Origin of the sequence: Dyella jejuensis, from assembly GCF_044904675.1 — a bacterium.
GTDB classification, from domain to species: Bacteria; Pseudomonadota; Gammaproteobacteria; order Xanthomonadales; family Rhodanobacteraceae; genus Dyella_B; species Dyella_B jejuensis.
Map to the genome: position 1 here is coordinate 1 of NZ_JADIKJ010000010.1, position 18028 is coordinate 18028.

Genomic DNA, 18028 nt, shown 5'->3' on the forward strand with positions numbered 1-18028 from the left:
ATGCCCACCGTCACCTCCGGACCCACGCCGCGCGAACGCAGACCATGCGCCAGGCGGTTCGCACGCGCATTCAGTTCCGCGTACCCATACGACGTGCCTGCGTACACCAGGGCCGCTGCGTCCGGACGCTCGCGGGCCTGACGCTCGAAGGCTTCGTCCACGCTCCCCGGCGGTATTGGCTGGACAGCGCCGCAACGCCATGACTGCCGCGCATGCTGCGCATCTGACAACGTCGGTGGGATATCTCCCGTTTCCCGGCGGGGGTCGATATGCGTCACCATTGCATGTGCTCGAGTTCGCTGCTCTCGCTATCGACCACCGCCTGTGCGCTGCTTACAAGCGCAGCCATGGCTTCCAGTCGAGGCGCATCGAACAGGGTGCGTAACGTCAGCTCGACGCCGAAGGCATCGCGAATTGCGACGGTCAAAAGCATCATCAGCATGGAATGGGCACCGAGAGCGAAAATGTCGGCATCAAGGCCGATATTGGCCATATCCACACCCAGGAGCTCGGCCCAGATTTCGGCGAGTCTCCTTTCAGTGGCATCGCGAGGCGATCGATACGATCCCGGATGTACGGTCGCCAGCGCGGACAGCGCACGCATATCCAGTTTGCCGTTGACCGTCGTGGGCAGTTGATCCAGTCGCATCAGCGTCGCCGGCACCATGCAGCTCGGCAGCTTTACCCGCAGCCGCTCCAGCACGTCGTCCTCCCAGCCGGCCGCCACCGGGGCATCCATCGATGCCACCACGTAACCCGCCAGGCGTAGCCCGCCGGTTCCCTCGCGCGCGATCACCGCCGCCGCGGCCACGCCCGGTTCCGCGCGCAGCGCCTGCGCCACTTCCTGCGGTTCCACGCGGTAGCCATCCATCTTCACCTGGCCGTCCAAACGCCCCAGGTATTCCAGCGAGCCATCCCCGCTCCAGCGCACCCGGTCGCCGCTGCGGTAGTAACGGCCCGCATGGCCCGCCACCGTCACGAAGCGCTCCGCCGTTTCCGCCTCGCGGCCCACGTATCCCCGCGCCACGCCGGCACCGCCGATGTACAGCTCGCCCGGCACGCCTTCGGGTTGCTCCTGGCCCTGGCGGTCCAGCACCAGGCAGCGCACATTCGCCATCGGCCGGCCGATCCGCGGCAGCGGACCTTCGATGCGCGTCACCGTCGCGTACACCGTCGTCTCCGTCGGCCCGTAGGCATTCAGCGCACCCTCGGCACGTCCCGCGTAGTGCGCCGCAAGGCGGCCCCACAGATTCGCGCCGATCGCCTCGCCAGCGATCACCACGGACGGCAGCGGCGCGCCCTGCACTTCCAGCAACGCCTCGACCTGCAACGGCGTGGCGTCCAGTACCTGGATCGATTCGCGCGCCAGGTACGCACGCAGTTGCACCGGATCCCGGCGCAGTTCCGCCGGCAGCAGGTACAAGGTTGCACCATGGCGCCATTGCACCAGCGCCTGCAGCGACACGTCGAAGCCGTAGGAGGCGTTCCATGCCCAACGTTCCCAGCCATGGGCTCCCAGCCCCGCCAAGGCCGCATCCAGTCCCGCGGCGAGGTTCATCACGCTGCCGTGCTCGACCCGCACCCCTTTCGGGCGACCACTCGAGCCCGACGTGAACAGGATGTAGGCCAGCCGATCCGGCGGCGTCGGCTCGCTCCGCACCGGATCGTGCGCCGGCGCCGCCGCCAGCTCCGCGCGCAGCGCCGCCGTGTCCAACGCCAGCGGGATCGCCGCATGCAACCCTTGCAGCAGGGCTTCATGGCCGATCACGCAGTCCGCCTGCGCGTCATCGCGCATCATGGCCAGCCGCGCCGACGGGTTGTCCGGATCCAGCGGCACATACGCGCCACCGGCTTTCCACACCGCCAGGATCGCTACCGCCAGGTCCGCCGAACGCGGCAAGCAGATGCCCACCGTCACCTCCGGACCCACGCCGCGCGAACGCAGACCATGCGCCAGGCGGTTCGCACGCGCATTCAGTTCCGCGTACCCATACGACGTGCCTGCGTACACCAGGGCCGCTGCGTCCGGACGCTCGCGGGCCTGGCGCTCGAAGGCTTCGTCCACGCTCCCTGGCGGTATTGGCTGGACAGCGCCGCAGCCCCACGTCTGCGCAATCTCGCGCACCCGCGATGCCGGTGTCAGCCGCAATGACGACAAGGCCGCGTCAGGGTTGGAGGTCACTTGTTCGAGCAGATAAAGGTAAGCGTTGCTAAAGCCCTCCAGATCCGATGAGGCATATATGTCCTGGTCGTACTCCCACTCGCCAACCAGTCCTTCCCGGTCTTCACGCATGCTCAACAACAGGGCGAACTTCGGCTCCTGTCCGCCTCGCGGCAGCATCTCGACGCGCCCGCCGCCGAATTCACCCGCCAATTCGCTGCCGTTCTCCAGCACGAAGCTGACATCGAAGAGCACGCTCACACCCTGCTCGGCTTGCACCGCCTGTACCACACGTTCATAGGGAACATCCCGATGCGCGTAGGCATCCAGTGCGGTCCTTCGCACGAGTTCAAGGAGCGCACGAAACGTGCCCGTGCCAGAAAGGTCGGAACGCAAAGCCAACGTATTGAGAAAATAGCCGACCACCGACTCGAGGTTTTCGTGCCCGCGCATGGAGATCGGCGAACCGACCACGACGTCATCGCGATCGTGGATGCGGGCAAGAAGCAGCTTGTACACGGCCAGACAGGCCATGAACAACGTTGTGCCTGTATTGCGTGCGACGATACGGAGCGCCTCCACCTGAGCGCTGCCGATTCGCATCGGATGGCGCCCCGCTGGCTGACGCTGCGATGCCGCGGCTCCACTCCATCCTGCATGCAGCGGATCGGGAAGCAGGCCCAGTTGATTTCGCCAATAGTCGAGTGAACCTGTCGAGGTTGTACTTTCGACAAGTCCGTGCTCCCATTCCGCGAAATCGGCGTATTGCACCGGCAATGGAGCCAGCGACGTCGCGGACCGGTTCGCATACAGAGCGGCCAGTTCACGCACGAAAATCTGCAACGACCAAGCATCGGTCACGATGTGATGCCAGTTGAAAAGCAGCACCTGCTCTTCATCGCTGCAGCGTATGATCGCAACGCGAATCAACGGCCCGTTGCGCAAATCGAAGGGTGTTCGACTATCCGTCTGGATCAGCTCTTCCAGGTTCCGGGCTCGATCATCCGCACTCATCCCACGTAGATCGTGCTCGGCGAAGCCAGGCGTCGCGTCCGGGAGGACGATCTGAAGCGGCCCTCTGTCGCCGCTGGCAAATACCGTTCGCAGGATTTCGTGCCTTTTTACCAGTGTCCGCAGGCAGTCGTGCAGGTGGTCTGCGTTCAACGGTGCGCGCACACGGAGGGCACTGGGATTGTTGTAGGCGCTGGAGTCGGGATCGAGCTCGTAAATGAACCACAGGCGCTGCTGGGCAAACGATTGCCTGAAGACATTTTGCGACGCCTCCTCCTTTCGGGGAAGCGAAGGTATGGGAAGCGCGTCAGCGCCATTGCCATGGCCGCGTGAGAAGCAGATCAGGCGCGTCATGGCTTCGACAGTCGTTGTTTCGAGCACTTCGCTCAGCGCCAAGTCGACGCCGAAAACCCGGCGGATCCGCGAGAGCAATCGAATCAGAAGCAGCGAATGGCCGCCCAGTGCAAAGAAATCATCGCTCACCAGGATATTGGACACGCCAAGTACTTCCCGCCACATTTCCAGCAACATCGACTGTTCTGGCGTAACGGCACCGGATTGCGCATGGCCGCCACTTGCCGATGCGCCGAACGTTTGCGCGAGCATCTTGCGATCGAGCTTGCCATTCAGGGTCAGCGGCAAGCGATCAACGACGTCAATGGACGCCGGCAGCATGTACTTGGGGATGCGTTCGCCCAGCCAGGCCTTCATCTGCGTGGTCGTGATCGACTCATCGCCCTCGCTGAGCACTACTGCGGCGATCAACCTGGCCGACGCATCCGCGCTCTGTCCGGCCACCGTTGCCGCGGCATGGCGGATCCGGGGATGGCGCATCAGCGCGGCTTCCACCTCGGCCAACTCGATGCGGAACCCATGCAGTTTGACTTGACCATCACGGCGCCCGGCGAACTCGATCGAGCCGTCTTCCACATAGCGGCCAAAATCGCCGGTGCGATACATCCGGCCATCCGGGTGTCCAACGAATGGATCAGGCAGGAAAGACTCTAAGGTCGATTCCGGGCGGCGATGGTACCCCAGCGCAAGGCTGGGTCCACCGATGTACAGCTCGCCATACTGCCCCATGGGAACCGGCTTGCGATGACGATCGAGAACATAGATCCGGACGTGCGGATAGGGGTTGCCGATGGGTAGCGCGAGCCGCCGCGAAACTTCGGGGAGTGCGCCAAGATCGGCCGCCGTTACGCTGACCGTGGTTTCAGTCGGTCCATAAGTATTGAGCAGCCGCACACCCGTGCCTGATATGCGCTGCCAATGGGCCAGTGCATCCGGGCTGGCCGCCTCACCGCCGATGATCAGCAGGCGGACGCACCCAGGTAGGCGTACATCAGCGTCGGCCACCATGGTGCTCACCAGTTCGTGCCAGAGCGACGTCGGCAGATTCAACACCGAAATCCGCTGCTCCTCGATCGAAGCGACCAGCTGCTGCACCGAGACGGATCCGATTGCATCGTCGGGGAACACCAGCGTGGCCCCGGCCAGCAGGCTGGGAAAGATCTCTTCGGCGCTAGTGTCGAAACCGATCGAGGCGAATTGCAACACGCGGTCGCCGGGCTCAACGCGAAACAGGGTTTGAACACCATGGGTGAACGCGGCAAGGGCGCCATGCCCCACCACCACACCTTTTGGTTCGCCGCTGGTTCCGGATGTATAGATGATGTAAGCGGGATCACTCGTCGCGGGAGTCGGCGCGAATGTCGTTGGCGACTGGTCAGGCCACGAAGGCACCAGGTCGATCGCAAGGAGAGGCGGTTCCGATCCATGCCAGTCATCGACGCGCTCTGGCGAGGTCAACATCAGCTTGATGCCGGCGTCGTCGCACAGGTGGTCACGCCGCCTCCGCGGCAACCCAGGATCGATGGGTACGTACACTGCGCCGATTTTCATGGCGGCAAGCAGCGCCACCACGAAGCCCGGTTCCCGCTGGAAGAACAGTCCGACCTTGTCGCCCGCGCCGATACCCCGGGACCTGAGGGATTGAGCCACCCTCATCGCGATCCCGTCCACTTCGTTAAACGTGTATCGCCATCCCCTGCCTTCCAGCGCAATGGCATCGGGATAGTCGTGAGCGCGACTTTCTATCGCCGCGAGCATGTTCGTCGCCGGCTGGATGACAGGCTGGGCCGGTGGCGGCTCGGCACCAAACGGCAGCCGGTCGATGGCCAGATCCGGATATTTGAGAATCGCCTCTATCAAGCACTGATAACAGCGCTCGATCCGAGCCATGGCTTTCGCCGAAAAAAGGTGCGTGTTGTACTCGAAAACGCCAGAAAAATGGCCCTGGACCACGCTCAGGCTGAAGTTCAGATCCAGCTTGGCCGCGCCGGTGTCGCAGTCAATCACGCTGACCTTGTCGCTGACCACATCCGTCGGCCAGGGCGTATTCTGGAAGTCGAAGCCAGCTTGAAAAAGACGGTTGCGATCAGTAGCGCGTGCCACCTGCACGTTCTGCATGATCGTGGTCATGGATGCGGACGTATGTTCGTAGTCGCTCAGGCACTCGCCGCGCACGCGGCCCAGCAAGTCGACAAAGCTCTCGTCCGGATTGACGCGCCCTCGCATCGGCAGAATGTCGGAGAACAGGCCGATGACGTTGCGGCAGTCCCGCTCTTCGCGATTGGAGACGCTCACGCCGAGCACGATGTCGTCCTGCCCGCAAATGCGGGAAAGCAGCGCGTAAAAACTCGCCAGTACGACCATGAACGTCGTGGCGCCACGTTGGCGGCCCACCTCGGCCAGGTCCTTGGACACCTTTTCGGGTATGACGAAGGCGTGAATCGCTCCACGAAAATCATTTCGCGGCGGCCGCCGGAATTCGATGGGCAGATCAAGGGTTGCGGGTGCGCCCTGCAGGCGTCGAGACCAGTATTCGACATCGGCACGCCCCTGATCGCTGGCGGCCACTTCGCGCAGACGATTCACGTGGCTGGCGTAGCTGACGGGAAGCGGATCAAACGCGGGCTCAGTACCGTGAAGGTGGCTTCTGAAGGCCTTTCCGAAATCCCGCACGAACACTCCGATGGACCAGCCATCCATCACAACGTGATGGAACGTGGCCAGCAATGCGTGCAGGCTCTCGTTGATCCGCACCAGGCGGAAACGAAACAGCGGACCTTCCCGTAGGTCAAAGGCGAGTGCCGACTGCTGGACGCAGAGTTGCTTTACGCGAGCTTCCCAATCGTCGCCCTGGTCGTCCCCAAGCTGCATCCTGGGCAACTCAAGCGCCACCTCTTCCAGAACCCGCTGCCGGGGTTCGTCATCGGTGCTTTCAAATACGGTGCGAAGCGATGCGTGGCGACCTATCACGGTACGAAGCGACGCCTCGACGGTTTCGTGCATGACGTTTTCGGCGATCAGCCCATGCAGGCAGAAAGCGATCGACATGTTGTAAGCCGTGTTCCCCGGGGTCAGCTGCTGCTGCATCCAGATGCCCAGCTGTGCCGGTGACAGAGGGAATACCCGCTGGCGTTCGTCACGCTTGCGCAGCAAGGCCTCACGCAATGCGTTCTTGCGGTCGAGTGGCGGCGGGGTCAACACTTTCTCCGTCATCGTATTCAGCCCATCCTTGCCAATTCACTGCAAATGAGGCCGACCAGCTCGGTCTGCCTTTTGCGCAGGTAGAAATGCCCGCCTTCAAAGATGCGTAATGAAAAAGACAATCCGGCGAAGTGACGCCAGCCCTCGAGGCGATCGCGTGTGACGCGAATGTCGGTACTGCCTCCATACACGCTCAATGGACAGCGACAGGGGACATGGAGCTTGAAGCGATGGGTCTCGCAAGCGGTAAAGTCCGCGCGCAGTATCGGAAGGGCATAGCGCACCAGTTCGGGAGTGTTGAGAACCTCCTGCGGAAACCCTTCCAGTCGAACCAGTTCTCGGAAAAATTGCGAGTCAGGCAGTCCGTGCAGCTTCTCAGGCACGGGCATGTGCGGAGCCGGCACCGCTGACAGGAACACATGATCCGGATATGCCGTCGATCCGGCGAGCCGTTGCATTACCTCGAAGCAGACATATCCACCCATGCTGTGGCCGAAGAATGCACATGGCATATCGTCCGACCTGGCAATGTGTTCGGCTACCGAATCGGCGATTATCCCCAGGTCGCGACTGAGAGGCTCAGCGGATCGGCATTCACGCCCCGGATAAACCACGCCAACGAGCTCGACGAACTCGGGCAGAAGATTCGCCCACTCGTTGAAGATCGAAGGGCCCGCACCCGCGGGCGGGAAACACAATAGCCGCACCGTCGCGCGCGGAGAGCGCCGTATCGTTCTCAGAGGCATGCCGGACAGAGTCTCTGCGAACATCAGACCGCCACCTTAGCCGCTGGCTGTTCGCGCACCAGGCGATCCTCAACGATGCGGCCCTCCTCAAAGCGCACGATTCTGTCAGCCCGCTCGAAATACTGGTCGTCGTGGCTGATTACCACGACGGTCTTGCCCGCCGCCTTCAGTGCCGGAAGAATGTCGTGGTAAAAGACGCGCTTGAAAGCTGGATCCTGATCCGCTGCCCACTCGTCGAAAAGATAGATTTCGCGGTCTTCCAGGAAAGCGTTCAGCAGTGCCAGTCGCTTGCGCTGCCCCTGGGAAAGATCAATCGTGGATAGTTCGCCATCGATCACTTTGACCTTCCTGGCCAGGCCAAGTCTGTCGATCAGGTGCGAAGCACCGTTCGACCACTCGCTGCCCGTCATGCCGTAGATCGACTTGAACAAGTGATAGTCGGAAAGCACCGTGGAAAAACGCTGACGGTACGTATCGCGGTTATCGTCGCCGATCAGTTCGCCATCAAGAAGCAGATCGCCGCCGTCGTGGGGATACAGGCCGGTAAGGATTCGCGCAAAACTGCTCTTTCCGCTGCCGTTACCACCCACCACGAAAACCAGTTCACCCGCATCTATGCGGATATCCACCGGGCCAAGGCGGAAAGACTCTCCCTCCTCACCTTCATAGCTATACACCAGGCCACGCAGTTCGACCGAGCCGAAGGGCGGCCGGGCTGCATCCGCCTCGTTGGATACATCGCGATGATCCGCTTCACCGAGTGCCAACCCCAACTCGGTGATCTTTTTCAACGAAACTTCAGCCAGCTTGAAGTTGGGAATCGCACCGACCAGGCTCGCGATCGGACCGCCCATGTACAGTGACATCAGGACAAATCCGCTCAACACCTGCGGAGCAAGGAAGCTCACGTGCGGCGCCACGAACAAGGCTATGCCCAGCAAGGCGAAGAAGATCATCTGGGTGTGGCCATTGGCGAGCGCCAGGATCCAGTTCCAACGCCAGGAGTGACGCATCATGTTCGTTGCGGTCGGCGTCAGACTCCGGCTCATGAACTCACCGCGCCGCGCGCGGTGCATCTTCAGTTCCTTGTTGCCATCGATCAGGTCGTTGTAGTACGAGATCAGGACATCCCACAACGAGCGCGCCTCGACGATGGAGGGCTGGGCTCTGCGTGCGACTATCTTGTAGTCGATGATGCCCAGTGCAAAGATGCCGACATAGATCAGGGCCAGCCACCACGACAGCCAGAACAGATATGCAAAACAAGCCATGGCAATGGCTGCGTTGGCGCACTGTTCGGGAAACTCTATCATCGCGGTGGCGATCTGGTGGATATCCGTCGTCAGCGCAGCAAGCAGCGCGCCGCGACCATTTTTTTCCACGGTGCGAAGTGGCGCACTCAGGATCTTTTCGCTCAATTCGACGCGCATGTTTCGTACCACGCGCGTCGATACCCACACCAGCAACAACTTCGACACCACCTTGGTCGATACCGCGGTGATCGCAAGCACAAGGAAGACCCAGGCTGCCCGTGAGCTTGTTTCGCCCAGGTGATCGAGGCGTTCGTTGATTACCGTCAGCACGGCGGCGCCGGACACTCCCGCGGCGACACCCGCCAGCGCCGACAGCAAAAGCGGCAACGCAGAATTCCTGAATATGAGCACGAGCAACCGCATACTGAGTTTGACTCCCTATTCCCTTAAAAAGCGACGTCCTCGGCTATGCCTGGAAGCATTCGATCCACAGCCCGGAAATCCGCTCTCCCCACCGGATAACGAACGGACGAACCAACTTGCGAACAATGGCCCGCGCTCTATGCCGCAGGCCAACGGCCATCTGAAACGATCATCGTCGCCTTACTCCAGCGCGACGGCCTCCGTGCCCGGCGAGGCGTTCAGATCGTTGAGAATGGAGTCGATTTCTTCATTTGTCAGGTCGTCGATGCGATCGAGCACCGCTTCGAAACCCGCGCCATCCGACGCAAGCGTTACAGCCGCGGCGTTACCTGCGTGGCTGCCGTCCTTGTGCGTGTCGGTAAGCTCCGCCCTGAATTGCTCGGCAAGATCACGGATCGATTTTCCCGAGACCAACGCATTGGTGCGGACGATTACATCGATGCCCGACTCGATGCGATCCTTGAGCTCCAGCGACATGATGGAATCCAGGCCAATGGAGATCAATGGCGCATCCAGTTCCACCTGTTCGACATCGAGCATCAAAGCGTTACACACCGTCCGCCTGATCGCCGCCACCAGCAATTCCATTTGCTCGTCCGGCGTCTTTCCGACCAGCGATGCCCGCGTGATCCGGCTATTGCCTCCACCACCCGCACCCTGTTGCCCGGACATCAACGAGGCGAAATACGGGGTCTGCGCGGCATAACCGCGCATACGGGCCCAGGCATCCCAGTTCATCGGGAGCGCACCCTTGGCACCGGCCTGGCGCTCCAGGATCAGATCCTCGAGCAAGTCCAATCCTTTGTCGGGCATCACCATGCCCATGCCATGCTGCGCAAGGCGCTGGAGGTTGTGCACATCGGCAGCCATGCCAATCTCCGACCAGGGACCCCAGGCAATGCTCAGCGCTGGCAGGCCCTGGGCCCGGCGATGCTCGACCAATCCCTCGAGGAACGCATTCGCAGCAGCATAGTTGCCCTGGCCGGGCGAACCGATGAACGAAGCAAGGGACGAAAACAGCACGAAGAAATCCAGTTCCTTGCCTGCAACCGCGCGATGCAGGTTCCACGCGCCATGAACCTTGGCCGGCATCACGGAACACACCTGGTCATGATCCATCTGCACCAGCATCCCGTTGTTCAGGATACCGGCCGCGTGGATGACTCCCCTCACGGGTGGCATGTCGCGCTGGATCGCGTCGAACATGGCAGTCACCGCGTTCATGTCGGCTATATCGACCGACATCGCCGTACAACGAGCGCCGCCCGTGTTGATTTCTTCCATCACGTCCAAGGCGGACAGTGAGGGAGGACGCCGGCCAACCAGAACGACGTGGCGGGCACCGTCCCGCACCATGCGCCTTGCGATGGCGAGACCCAGGCCGCCCAGACCGCCAGTGATCAGGTAGGTCGCATCTTCTCGATAGGTGCTTGGCAACTGGGTGGTCGCGGTTGCCAGTTCAACCGTCACAGAGCGATCGACCGAGCCGATGTCCCCCTCCAATTCGTTCAAATCCAAGGCTTCGACATCGCCAAGGACAAATGCCCCTTCCGCAAGCAACCGGACGACTTCCTCCAGCAATGCCTGAGCACCCTTCGGGTTGGTCTTGCGCAGCCCCTCGAACTCGACAGCGGCGTAGGAACAGTTGCTCGGAAGGTCGCGCTGTATCAGCGAAATCGACCGCTTCCGGCTGTCGTCATTCGGGAACAGGTCGACATATCGCCCGAACGGGGCCAGGAATCGAGGACAAAAAGCCGCTTCGAACTCGCTCGTCACGTCGATGATGGCTGCCACGTCGCCGCAGACGGCACTGGCTAACGCATAGTCGAGAGGATCGCCTTCATCAAAAATGCGCTCGACCTTCAGGCCCCGAAGATGATCGTGAAGATGCCTAGGAGCGGTCACGAAGAGCTTGGCTCCCAGCCACAACGCGACATGTACCGCTGCGAAGCCGCGCCGCGCATCTTCGATCCGCATCAGCACTCGCTCGCCGCGAGTTATGCGAGCGACCTCGCGCATGCCGAACAAGGCGGTGAGGTAGCTACGTAGCGACGCCACCGTCCGGGTGTCGGACAAGGCGTCGTCGAGCACGGCCGTCGCGCCGGCGTCAACCAGCTGGTGCGAGGCAAGCGGTCCGCCAGCGACGCTGACGACGCGCTGCCCTGGAAGGATCCCCCGCACTGCTGCGCCGACACGCAACACGGTTCCGGCGATGGCGTCGACCCGTGACGTGCCTGCGTCGCCATCGAACCGCATGTCGGCGGCGCTGACGCCGATTTCGACATCCCCTTCCTCGGGACTGTGCCGGCGCCCGGCGACCGATTGCAACATCGGCGCGCCATCCCCGTTCCGGGAAACAGACCATGTGCGCATGGCCGCTTCGGCGGGGCTTTCCGCTGCGAGCCCCGCCCGCGCAGGGAACCGAAGGTGTGCGACATAGCGACGCTCGCCGCGGAAAGCAAGCTGGTCATCCAGTCGCTCTTCGACTAACTCATTGCACAATGCATCCAGTTCGGAGGCGACGATACCGGGGCTCAGATCCACTCGCACACACCGTAGTTCGGCGTGCTCGTGCAGGATGGTCTTTGCGCAACCCCAGGCCATGGATTGCCCCAGCGAAATTCCGGCCTCACCGACCTCCACGGGTTGCGCGCCGGCGGTAACCAGCCACAGCCGGGGGGCGCGAGTCAGTTCCGCCAGTGACAGCGCACGAACCACGTCGACCAGGCTGGTCACGCCATCGGCGTATCCGGCTGGCACATCATCCGTGAACGGTAGCGCGTCCAGATTCCACAGGTGCAACACGGCACGGCATGGATGATCACCGTCAGCATAGAGTTCGCGTACCAAACGCTCCATGTCTGACGAATCCGCTACGTTTACGGTATAGGCGGACGCATCCATCCGCGCATAGGCATTGCCTGGCCGCACCAGGACGCACTCTTGCCCTCGCGCACGCAGTCTCTCGGCGATACCCTCGGCTACTCCACCTGCGTCGGCCAGGATCAGCCAATGCCCCGGTCCCGGTGAAACCGGGGCCTCTGCGGGCAGAATCGGCATCTCCATCCACTCGACTTCGCAGCGCCACGCAGCGGGGTCTCTGGGGATACCCGAGGTTTGTGCATACGTCATCCCGGCAGGGAATTCGAATTCCATGCCCTCGGCCAGCGCGACCACTGCGCCATCGGCATCCAGCACCCATGCATCTGCGCGCATCCTTCCGTCGTCGGCATTCGTCGCCGAGCGGTCATGCAAGGTGGCATACGCATATACGGCGTCGCTCAGAGTCCCGAACACTCGCAGCCGGCGGACCTGCCTGAGCATGGTGAAAGCGGCACTGCTTCCGGAAGCGAGCCGGCAAGCCTGCTCCATGGCTTCGAACATCAGAGGATGCAGGTGGAATCGCTCCACGTCGCCGTTGCGCACGGCAATATTCAGGTGGAGCAGCGCCGAGCCCTCCGCCATGTGTATTTCACTGGCAACGTGGGCCGCGGCGACGTATTCAACGCCGATTTCGCCGAGTTTTCGGTAGACCTCCGCGCCGCTGAATTTCGTCGGGTTGCGCGTGCTCATCACGTCGACACGCACCGCTTCGGGGCGGTTTGCCTTCACGTTACCGCCGACCAGCGCGCTGCACGTAAACAAGGACTTCCAACATTCGGAAGGGCCTTGCGAGTCGTCCACCTGCGCATCCACGCAGATATCGTAGCAACCACGCATCATGCTCACGACGCGGGTCTGGAGCATCGGCAATGCATCGTCTTCGACGCTCGCCAGCCCTTCACTGAAGGCAAGATTCACCAACTCGCGCCCCCCGCGCGGGTCACTCAGGCTCGCGGCCGCGTCCAAGGCGACCTCTACGTGCAGCCCGTTGCTCAAGCGTCCATTGCCATGCACGCGGGTCGAACGGATGCTCGGTTGACCATAGATGTCCAGGCGCGATTGCCAAGTCGGCTGCGACACGGGCATCCGCATGGTGACCAGCGGGTGTGCGCACAAACGCTTGCGTGCCTCGTGATGCGCGCTATCCAGCCAGTATCTGTCGCGCTGCCAGGAGTAATGAGGCAGTTCGCGGTCGAACGCACCGTCTCCACAAAGCGCCGACCAGTCGACCTCCACGCCACGGACGTGCAGTGCGGAGATACAGCGCTTCATGCATAAATTATCGTCCGTCTGACGCTTCAGCGTCGGCAGCACGACACCGCGTATCCCGGATGCGGTCAGCGTGCGGGAGATGCCACCGTTTAACGTGGGATGAGCGCCGATCTCGATGAAGATGCGGCTGCCCCGTTTTGCCATCGCCTCGATGGCCTCCTTGAAGCGCACCGCCTCGCGGGCATTAAGACCCCAGTATTGCGCCGTCGGGAGGTGATCTTCGTCCACCCAGTCCGCACGTACCGTGGACATCAGCGCGATCTGCGGCACACGCACTTCCATGCCCTGCATTTCAGCTACGAGCGCAGCCGCGGCAGTCTCGACCAGGGCACTGTGGAAGGGATAGTCCAGCTCCAGTTCAACGCAAGTAACATCCTGTCTGGTCAGTTCCTCGATGAGCGCCCTGATCGCCAGATAGGTACCCGATACGACCGTGGTGCCTGGGCTATTCACGCTGGCGATTGAAAGCTCCCGTCCGTAATGGCGGACCACGGGCTCGAGCAGGTCGACGGGCATTTCAACGCTGACCATGCGTCCGGTTCCCTTCACCTCGCCCATGAGGCGCGCGCGCGCTGCCACCAGCCGGCAGGCGGTGTCAAAGCCGATGGCGCCCGACACGAAGGCAGCGGTAATCTCGCCAAAACTGTGACCGACAACGGCCGAAGGCTTCACGCCCCAGGATTTCAACAGGGCGGTGATGGAACACTGCAATGCGAACAGCGTTGGCTGAAGGTAGACGGTATCTTCGAGCCTGGTGTCACTGTCGTCCGCCGACAATACATCGATGACTGACCACCCCGTATGTGGCACCAGCCCCGCGTCGCAGCGCTCGAGCTCGGCCCGGAATACGGCTTCGGTCTGGAAAAGACGACGCCCCATGGCCGGCCACTGCGCGCCGTGGCCTGCGTACACGATCGCGATTTCGGGCGTGGAACCTGCCCCGAGGGCGCCGTTGTATTGCCCGGCTGCGACGTCCTGATGGTTGCGGGTCTGCAGGTACGCCTCGATGGCGTCGGCCATGGCCTCGCCGTCGGTTCCCACCACGCACAAACGATGATCGAAGTGAGTGCGGTGCATGGCGCAGGTGTGACATACATCCGCCAACGCGACGCTATCTCCCTTCGCGCGAAGGTGTTTGGCCAATGCGTCAGCATTGGCATTCATGGCGCGCTCGGTCTTGCCGCTGATGGCCAGCAGACGCAGTCCCTCCGGCGCCACCGGCGAGACCGGCGCCGCGGCATCAGGCACGTACTCCTCGAGTACGACGTGAACGTTGGTACCACCGATGCCGAAACTGTTGACGCCGGCCAGGCGGGGACGCCCCGTCTCCACGAGAGAGCCCAAGTGTCGCTGCACGCGCAGCGGATGTTCATCGAACCGGATGAGCGGATTGGGATTCTCAAAATGCAGGTTAGGCGGTACCTGCCCGCAATGCAGAACCATGGCTGCCTTGATGAGCCCGGCCACGCCGGCGGCGGACTCACAATGGCCCATATTGGTCTTTATCGACCCGATCGTGTGAATCCGGTTCGTACCACTCAGCTTCAGCAGTTCGCCTAATGCGTTGACCTCAATGGGGTCACCGACCGCCGTGCCGGTGCCATGCGCTTCCACGTAATCCAGATCGCTCGGCAGGATGCCCGCTCGTTCGCATGCACTGCTGATGACACGCTGCTGCGCTTCGCCGTTGGGTGCGGCGATCGCGCTGCTGCGACCATCCTGGTTGGTCGCCGATCCGCAGACTACGGCATAGATGGCATCACCATCGGCCTTTGCCTTGGACAGTGGCTTGAGCAATAGCAGCCCAGCTCCCTCCGACCGCACATAGCCGTTAGCCCTCTCGTCGAAAGCCTTGCATCGCCCATCCGGCGCCATCATGCCGGCCTTGCTGAGCGACATCGTCACGCTGGGCGCCAGTATGATGTTGACGCCACCTACCAGCGCCATCTCGCATTCGCCGGACTGGATCGCCGTGACACCGATGTGCATTGCCGAAAGCGAAGACGAGCATGCCGTGTCAATGGCCAGCGCCGGACCGCGCAGGTTGTGGAAATGGGAAATCCGGCTCGCTGAATTGGTCAGCGCACAGCCGATGCCCGCGTACGGATCGGCGACCGCATCACCACCGAACTGCAGCTGCGCGTAGTCGCTTCCGGAAATTCCGACAAATACTCCAATCTGCTTGCCGGACACGGAACTCGGCAATACGCCGGCGTCCTCAAACACCTCCCAGGACAGCTCCATGAGAATCCGATGCGCCGGATCCATGCGCTTTGCCTCGCGGTTCTGGATGCCAAAGAAGCGGGCGTCGAATGACTCGATGTCCTTGATGAACCCGCCGTATTTCGTGTTCATCTTGCCCATTGCCAGCGGATTCGGATCGTAAAGTGCATCCGCGTCCCAGCGCTCTGGCGGTACTTCAGTAACGGCATCGACGCCTTTGCACAAATTATCCCAAAGTTCGCGCGGTCCATTCGCGGAAGGGAACCGGCAAGCGATGCCAACGATGGCTACCGCGTCTTCCTGGTCCTTCCCCGGCTCACCCGGTTCCGCCGACGCAGCTTGCACGGTCGACAAGTGTCCATCGTTCCGGGGGCTGGAGCGTCCCAGCCTTAGTTCCGCTACTGCGTTCGCAAGATATGCGGCCAATTCCCCGATCGTGTCGTAGTCCACGAATACGCTGTACTGGATCCGCAAGCCGAACCTGCGGTTGATATCGTTGAGGATGGCGGTCATCTTCGGCGTATCCTGCCGCAAGGACGCCAACGGGGTCCCCGATGCCGGCTCTGCGAGATTGCCCTCGATATGCCTGGCGACCATGCGAACGATCCGGGCCTCGTCGTCCGCGATCTTGCGCTGCTTTAACGCCTCGTTACTCTGTTCCGATGCCTCGCCGGCGGCATCTGCTGATCCGCTCCGTGATGCAAACAGCTGTTTGAGGCGCTCGCCAAGGTAGAGCTCGCGACATTCGTGTCGGCGGATCTTGCCGCTTGTCGTGCGCGCCAGGCCGCCCGAAACCAGCACCACGTCGTAAGGCGATACCTGATGTCGATCCAGGATGTTCCGCCTCGCGCGTTCGGCGATGTCGGCCAGTGCAGCCCGATCATATCCGTCCCGGCTCCGCTCAAGCTCCTGTAACACAACCAGTCGCTCTTCGTCTTCGACCGTGATCGAGAACGCAGCGCAGCCCGACGACACCATTCGCTCGTCAATCTCTTCTACCGACTGCTCAATATCGGAGGCATGGTGGTTCTTTCCATTGATGATCATCAAATCTTTCAAGCGGCCACAGACAAACAGCTCGCCTTCGAACATGAAGCCGAGGTCGCCGGTATGCACGTAGATGCCTGCACCAGCTCCGGTAATTTCGCCACCAAACGATCGCCGTTCCTCGCGGCCGTGCTCCAGGTAGCCCGCGCCAACACTTTCTCCAGCCACGCGAATTTCGCCAATGTGTAGCTCAGGAAGGATCGCGTTCGTTTCCGGATCGACGATGACGACGCGGTTACCGCCGCAAGGCCGTCCAGAGGAGACCAGCCGCGTCGATTGCGCGTCACCGGCACCAGTCGGCGCTGCCACCGGACCGGCGAGCGAGGCCGTGCTGAACTGGCTAACCTTGATGCGTTCGCCGCGTCCGGTTACGAGCAGCGTCGCCTCGGCAAGGCCGTAGGCCGGACAAATGACGTTACGTCCGAACCCGAATCGCTCGAATCGACTCAGGAAATGATCGATCGTCGTAGAACGAATTGGCTCGGCGCCGCTTACGGCGCAGCGCATGCAAGACAGATCTACGCCATCGAGTTCGTCATCGCGAATTTTGCGCACGCACAGCTTGTAACCGAAGTTTGGCGAGGCGCTGCACGAAACGCGGAAATCGGAAAGCGCCCTCAACCAGCGAGACGGCCGCGTGATGAAGGCTTCCGGCGCCATCATCACGCTGTGCAACTGCTTGACCAGGGGAGTGACGATGCCCCCGATCAGGCCCAGGTCGTGATATGTCGGCAACCAACTCGCCCAGCAGTCGCCAGGAGCGGCGCCCACCTGATCGTAGATCAATCCTGCCTGATGAATCAGGTTGGCATGCGTGATCATCACGCCTTTCGGCTCGCTGGTTGAGCCGGAACTGTATTGCAGCATGGCGACTGCGGCGGGATCCGTCGGCGCCATGACCGCAGCGCCTGCATCGTGGCCATCAGTTTCGTCTACGAGCACCCAGCCGAAACCGCTCGGGAACTCCAGATGTGCTTCAGTGATATCGCGCGTCGCCGAGGTGGCGAGCGCGATGTTCGCGCCGCTGTTCTCCAGGATGGATAGCAAGCGCTTTACTACCATTCCATGCCGTGGCGCGGGCACGGGTATCGCAACGACGCCTGCGTATAGACATGCCACGAATGCCGTAACGAAATCCAACCCCGGGCGGAACAACAGCAGCACGTGGCTGCCCCGTTGAGTAACGGCTTGAAGTCGTGCCGCAAGACTTAGGGCGCGCTCGTGAAGTTGCCCAATGGACACGCTGCGCTCGACGCGGGCATTCCCTCCGCGGGAGGCGTACTCCAGATAAGTGAATGCCCTTCGATCTGGCTCAGAACGGACGCTTTCCCCAATCAGTTCGAACAATCCCTTGAAATCCATACACCCCATCCCAGCTGAAGTTATAGAAATCGGTTCCGGAGATCCGTACCGGCTTTAAACGTCATCTAGCACCTTAGGACGCCCCGTATTTC

At 61.9% G+C, this 18028-nt stretch carries 5 protein-coding genes; all 5 read right to left on the reverse strand.

Annotated elements, in window-relative coordinates; translation table 11 throughout:
• Positions 1 to 281, reverse strand: a 281-nt coding sequence (locus tag ISP15_RS09720) for an AMP-binding protein (RefSeq protein WP_404547072.1), incomplete at its 3' end; no start/stop codon positions are given.
• Positions 275 to 6739: an amino acid adenylation domain-containing protein gene (locus ISP15_RS09725; RefSeq protein WP_404547073.1), complete on the reverse strand. Its 6465-nt coding sequence runs from the start codon at positions 6737 to 6739 to the stop codon at positions 275 to 277. The genes ISP15_RS09720 and ISP15_RS09725, both read right to left, overlap by 7 nt.
• A gap of 5 nt (positions 6740 to 6744) precedes the next feature.
• Entirely contained in the window at positions 6745 to 7497 is a 753-nt protein-coding gene (locus tag ISP15_RS09730) for a thioesterase II family protein (RefSeq protein ID WP_404547074.1), read from the reverse strand.
• Positions 7497 to 9149: a cyclic peptide export ABC transporter gene (locus tag ISP15_RS09735; RefSeq protein ID WP_404547075.1), complete on the reverse strand. Its 1653-nt coding sequence runs from the start codon at positions 9147 to 9149 to the stop codon at positions 7497 to 7499. Before ISP15_RS09735 ends, ISP15_RS09730 begins: the two co-directional genes overlap by 1 nt.
• Positions 9150 to 9329: 180 nt before the next feature.
• Entirely contained in the window at positions 9330 to 17936 is an 8607-nt protein-coding gene (locus tag ISP15_RS09740; protein WP_404547076.1) for an SDR family NAD(P)-dependent oxidoreductase, read from the reverse strand.
• Positions 17937 to 18028: the final 92 nt, after the last annotated feature.

Coding starts and splice junctions, on each gene's coding strand:
- ISP15_RS09730 (WP_404547074.1), bottom strand. CDS start 7,497: ATGTTCGCAGAGACTCTGTCCGGCATGCCTCTGAGAACGATACGGCGC.
- ISP15_RS09735 (WP_404547075.1), bottom strand. CDS start 9,149: ATGCGGTTGCTCGTGCTCATATTCAGGAATTCTGCGTTGCCGCTTTTG.
- ISP15_RS09740 (WP_404547076.1), bottom strand. CDS start 17,936: ATGGATTTCAAGGGATTGTTCGAACTGATTGGGGAAAGCGTCCGTTCT.
- ISP15_RS09725 (WP_404547073.1), bottom strand. CDS start 6,739: ATGACGGAGAAAGTGTTGACCCCGCCGCCACTCGACCGCAAGAACGCA.